This window comes from Bilophila sp. 4_1_30 (genome assembly GCF_000224655.1).
Lineage (GTDB): Bacteria > Desulfobacterota > Desulfovibrionia > Desulfovibrionales > Desulfovibrionaceae > Bilophila > Bilophila wadsworthia.
The window spans coordinates 93,437-97,107 of record NZ_JH114235.1; the positions used below are offsets into that span (position 1 = coordinate 93,437).

The 3,671-nt window shown below is 65.2% G+C and carries 4 protein-coding genes and 1 pseudogene; 2 read left to right on the forward strand and 3 right to left on the reverse strand.

What is annotated here, in order from left to right:
* The coding region (locus HMPREF0178_RS22700; protein ID WP_232281323.1) for a hypothetical protein at positions 1–229 on the forward strand (229 nt) is incomplete at its 5' end.
* Positions 230–473: 244 nt separating this feature from the next.
* Positions 474–1,655 (forward strand): hypothetical protein, encoded by a 1,182-nt coding sequence (locus tag HMPREF0178_RS17980; protein ID WP_009369018.1) that lies wholly within the window; start codon positions 474–476, stop codon positions 1,653–1,655.
* Positions 1,656–1,806: 151 nt separating this feature from the next.
* Here HMPREF0178_RS17980 and HMPREF0178_RS17985 read toward each other — a convergent pair whose 3' ends face one another.
* From HMPREF0178_RS17985 to HMPREF0178_RS22195, 3 genes and pseudogenes are all read right to left on the reverse strand, one after another.
* Complete coding sequence (locus HMPREF0178_RS17985) at positions 1,807–2,673, reverse strand: PhzF family phenazine biosynthesis protein (RefSeq protein WP_009369019.1); 867 nt, start codon at positions 2,671–2,673, stop codon at positions 1,807–1,809.
* A 322-nt stretch (positions 2,674–2,995) separates the two neighbouring features.
* Positions 2,996–3,448 carry a RidA family protein gene (locus HMPREF0178_RS17990; protein ID WP_009369020.1) on the reverse strand — a complete coding sequence of 151 codons (453 nt, stop codon included), beginning with the start codon at positions 3,446–3,448 and terminating at the stop codon, positions 2,996–2,998.
* A 1-nt stretch (position 3,449) separates the two neighbouring features.
* Positions 3,450–3,671 (reverse strand): annotated as a pseudogene (locus tag HMPREF0178_RS22195) (hypothetical protein); the annotation flags it as partial.

A 3,671-nucleotide genomic window follows, 5' to 3' on the forward strand; every position in this document is an offset into this window, starting at 1 on the left:
CCCCCCAGCGGCCTTCCAAGAGAGCGCTTTCCAGCTGTCGTTCTATGCATTCCTGCTTGTCCATGCAGTCCTTGCCCGCTGTTGTGGGAACGGCTATGGAATGATTCTCATGCCTTCAGCATACGGGCCCCCGGCAAATCCGATCAACTCTTTTTTCAAAATTGCGCTACATGCATACAACACATTGTTTTTACATGCCTTCAACGGTAAAAGTGGTTGGACCAGATAGCCGCTGGAAACCAAAAAAGACGGCCATGCGGCCCCTTTTGCCTACCGGAAGGCCTCCTTTTCGGGCTCTAACAGGCCTTTTTGCCGGGTATGCGCCCAATTGGATGAACCAATACTATCCGGCCTCCCACCTCTTCCTTCCCCTCCGGCAGCTCCCCGGGAAGCCCGGCGCCCCGATCCCCCCTCGGCCAGCTCTTGCCTTTCTTTCGAAATCCATCACAATGCCCCAAACACCGGAGCTTCGCATGCAGCAGTTTTCCCCGTGGATCGCCGGATTTCCCGGCCTGATCTGGAGCATCGACATCCCCCATTCCCGCCTCAAGGTCTTCAACCGCTGGAGCATCCCCGGCCTCGACGTGCCGCGCCTGCTCAAGGACGCCCGTTACCGGAAAAAAGCCGTACGGCGCGAGGATCACGCCCTGCTCATGGAATTCTGGGACATGCTCACCGCCCGCCGCCCCGCCGCCGTCACCTTCCGGCTGACGAACGGCAACGGGACGTACATCCTGCAAGGCTGGCCCGGCGAAAACGACACGCTCTATTACGGGTTCCTCAAGGAAGCCTTCCTCCCGGCGGCGTATTCGGCGGACGGGCGGCCCGGGACCTGCCAGATGGACATCGGCGGCATCGGCTATCCCGTCTTCGCGCTCGACATCCCCACGCGCGGGCTGCTGATCATCAACGACGCGGCCCGCAGCCTGTTCGCGGCGGCATCCCGCGATCCCAACACCCTGAGCCTCGCCGATATCGCCCCCGGCGGGCTTGCCGAAAAGCTGCTTGAAGCCGGGAACAAAGCCCTTGCCAACGACGCGTGGGCGGGCACGCTCACGTTCAGCAACGCCCAGCGCGGCCTGTTCAGCGCCAAGGTACGCCTCACCCCCTGCGGCGGCGCGGGGGAAGGGCGGGTCGTGCGCGTGGCGCTCCTGAACATCCCCGAAAACCGGAAAAGCGCGGCCTGCCCGCCTTCCGAGGAAGACGCCCAAACCGCGCCCCGCCCGCTCCGCGAGGGGCTGGAAAGCCTTTTCGCCCCCTACGCCGGAGAGCTGGACGGCCTCCTTTTTTCCGACATCCAGTCCCACAAGGGGCAGGTCGTCGTGTACGGCGCGGGCCCCGCCTTCCGCGAGCTGCGCTGGGGGGCGGAACACGCCTACGAAGGCACCATCGCACAGGACATCGAACGCTTCGGCCTGCGCTCGCTCACCGTGGAGGATACGCTGGACAGCATCAAGTCCATCGACTGGGTGCTGTTCGCCCCACACGGCATCCGCTCCTATTTCGCCAAACCGTTCTATACGGAGCAGGGCCTGCACGCCATCCTCATCCTCGCCAGCATCCGCCCCGGTTCCTTCGGCGCGGATGCCGAAACCCGCTTCGCCAGCCTCATGGGGCCTTTTGAAAGGCTGATCGGCGCATGGCGCAAAGGCTGATGCCCTTAAAACAGCTTTGGTCGTGGGAGGCGGGCACGAAAAAGAAGGGATGGCCTCCCCGCGGGCAGGCATAATGAAGGGGAGCTTTCCTGAAGGAAGCTCCCCTGATGCGTTATCGTGCCTTTCGGATGGCGCCTTTGGCTTCGTGCCTTTACCAGCGGAGCGTGCCGCTGGCGGAGCTCACCGCCGTTCCGCCGAGGCGCACGGCATCGAGCTTCCCGCTATCGGAAGCAAGGATCAGTTCCAGTTCCCCGGTTCCCGGGCGGTCGAGGATATGGCCCTGCTCAAGCCGGATGCGCGTCCCGGAACACAGCCCGTGCGCGTGCATGTAGGAAGCCATGCACCCGGCGGCCGATCCGGTGAAAGGATCTTCCCCGGCGTTGTCCGGATCGATAAGCCGGGCGTGCACATCCGTTTCAGGCTCCACGCCTTCGGGGGCGAACACGTACGCCGCCGACACGCCGAGGGGCGCCAAAACAGCTTTGAGGGCGGGCCTGTCCATGTTGATCCGCCGGAGCGCCGCAAGCTCCCGGACGGGAACCATCAGGAAGCTGACGCCCCCCCGCATGAGCTGGCACGGAAACCCTTCCCGGAGATCGGAAGCCTGAAGCCCGAGCGCTTGGGCCGTTGTCCCGGCGTCGGCGCACGTGTCCGTGACGGCGGGGGGCTGGGTCATGATCACCCTGTCGGGGCGGATGTCCACGGGCAGCACGCCGATGGCGAACTCGAACCGCGCGGTGCCCGGCTTGAGCACGCCCAGTTCCCGCAAAAGGTGCCCCGTGGCAATGGTGGGATGCCCCGCAAAGGGGATTTCCCCGCGCGGCATGAAATAGCGGACACGCACGTCCGCCTTGTCGGAGGCCAACACGAACGCCGTTTCCGGGGCGTTGGTCTCGCGCGCGATGCGCAGCATGTCGGCGGGCTCGATGCCGTCGGCGTCCGTCACCACGGCGCAGGGGTTGCCGGTAAATGGCACCGCAGTAAACGCATCCACGATGTGAAAGGTGCAATTGGGCATAATATATCCTTCAGAGGCAGCCTGTTACGGCTTTTGATGGAGGAGCGGCGCCGCACGTCAGGTTGGCTTGGATGGGAAGCGCCGCGCGGGGACAGCCTTCATACGGGGCACGGGCGGAAACCCGGCCCACGGAGCATCGCGCCCGGAGGCAGCCTCTGCGGGCAACCTTCCCCTCACAAGGGAGGCGCGGAAAAAGGCCCTCCACAGACGTCGGAAAGAGGCGCATTGGAGATCAGGAGGCCCGCCCGCAGCGGTTCCCAAAAAAACGCTGCGGGCGGGAAGCCGGATGCGTTCGGGCGGGGGGAGCTGCCACGAACGGCCGTCATCCGGCAAAACCTTCAAGTTCCACTTCAACCACGGCGGCGGGGTTCGGAAGCGCGGCCACGCCGACGCAGGTGCAGGCCGGGGCGCAGGACAGCCCCGCGCCGCCTTCCCCGGTACCGGGACCTTCAGGGGAGCCGGGGGCATCCCCTTCCTCCGGAACGCGGCGGAAAACCCGCTCGAACGCCCGGTCGAACGCATCCTTCTGGCCCATGTCCGTGAGGAAGACGGTCATCTTCGCCACCTGTTCCGGGGCAAACCCGGCTTCGGCAAGGATCCCGCGGATATTCCCGAGCACGGTGAGGGACTGCTCATAGCAGCCGGGGTGGTCGATGCGCCCCGTTTCGGGGTTCTGGGCCACCTGCCCGGACAGGAAGAACCGGCCGTCCTTGAGGGTCATGCGCGAGAACGGGAGCCCTGCGGGGCCGCACCCGATACGCGTAACCGTGCCCATATCAACCGCCGCCGCTGTAATAGGAGTCGGACGCGACGTACGGCTCGCGCCAGTCCTTGTACCAGCCGAGGATCTTGCAGCCGTTGAAATCCAACAGCACCGTGTCGCGGGAATACAGGATGGTTCCGCCGGGGCCCTGCACATGCGGGTTCAGCACCAGCACCATGCCTTCCTTGAGCACGGTGGCATCGCCCGGTGCGATCCACGGGGCCTCCTGCGAGGC

Bases quoted from the DNA above. Each gene is read 5' to 3' on its own strand.
- HMPREF0178_RS17980 (WP_009369018.1), top strand. From the start codon at position 474: ATGCAGCAGTTTTCCCCGTGGATCGCCGGATTTCCCGGCCTGATCTGG.
- HMPREF0178_RS17985 (WP_009369019.1), bottom strand. From the start codon at position 2,673: ATGCCCAATTGCACCTTTCACATCGTGGATGCGTTTACTGCGGTGCCA.
- HMPREF0178_RS17990 (WP_009369020.1), bottom strand. From the start codon at position 3,448: ATGGGCACGGTTACGCGTATCGGGTGCGGCCCCGCAGGGCTCCCGTTC.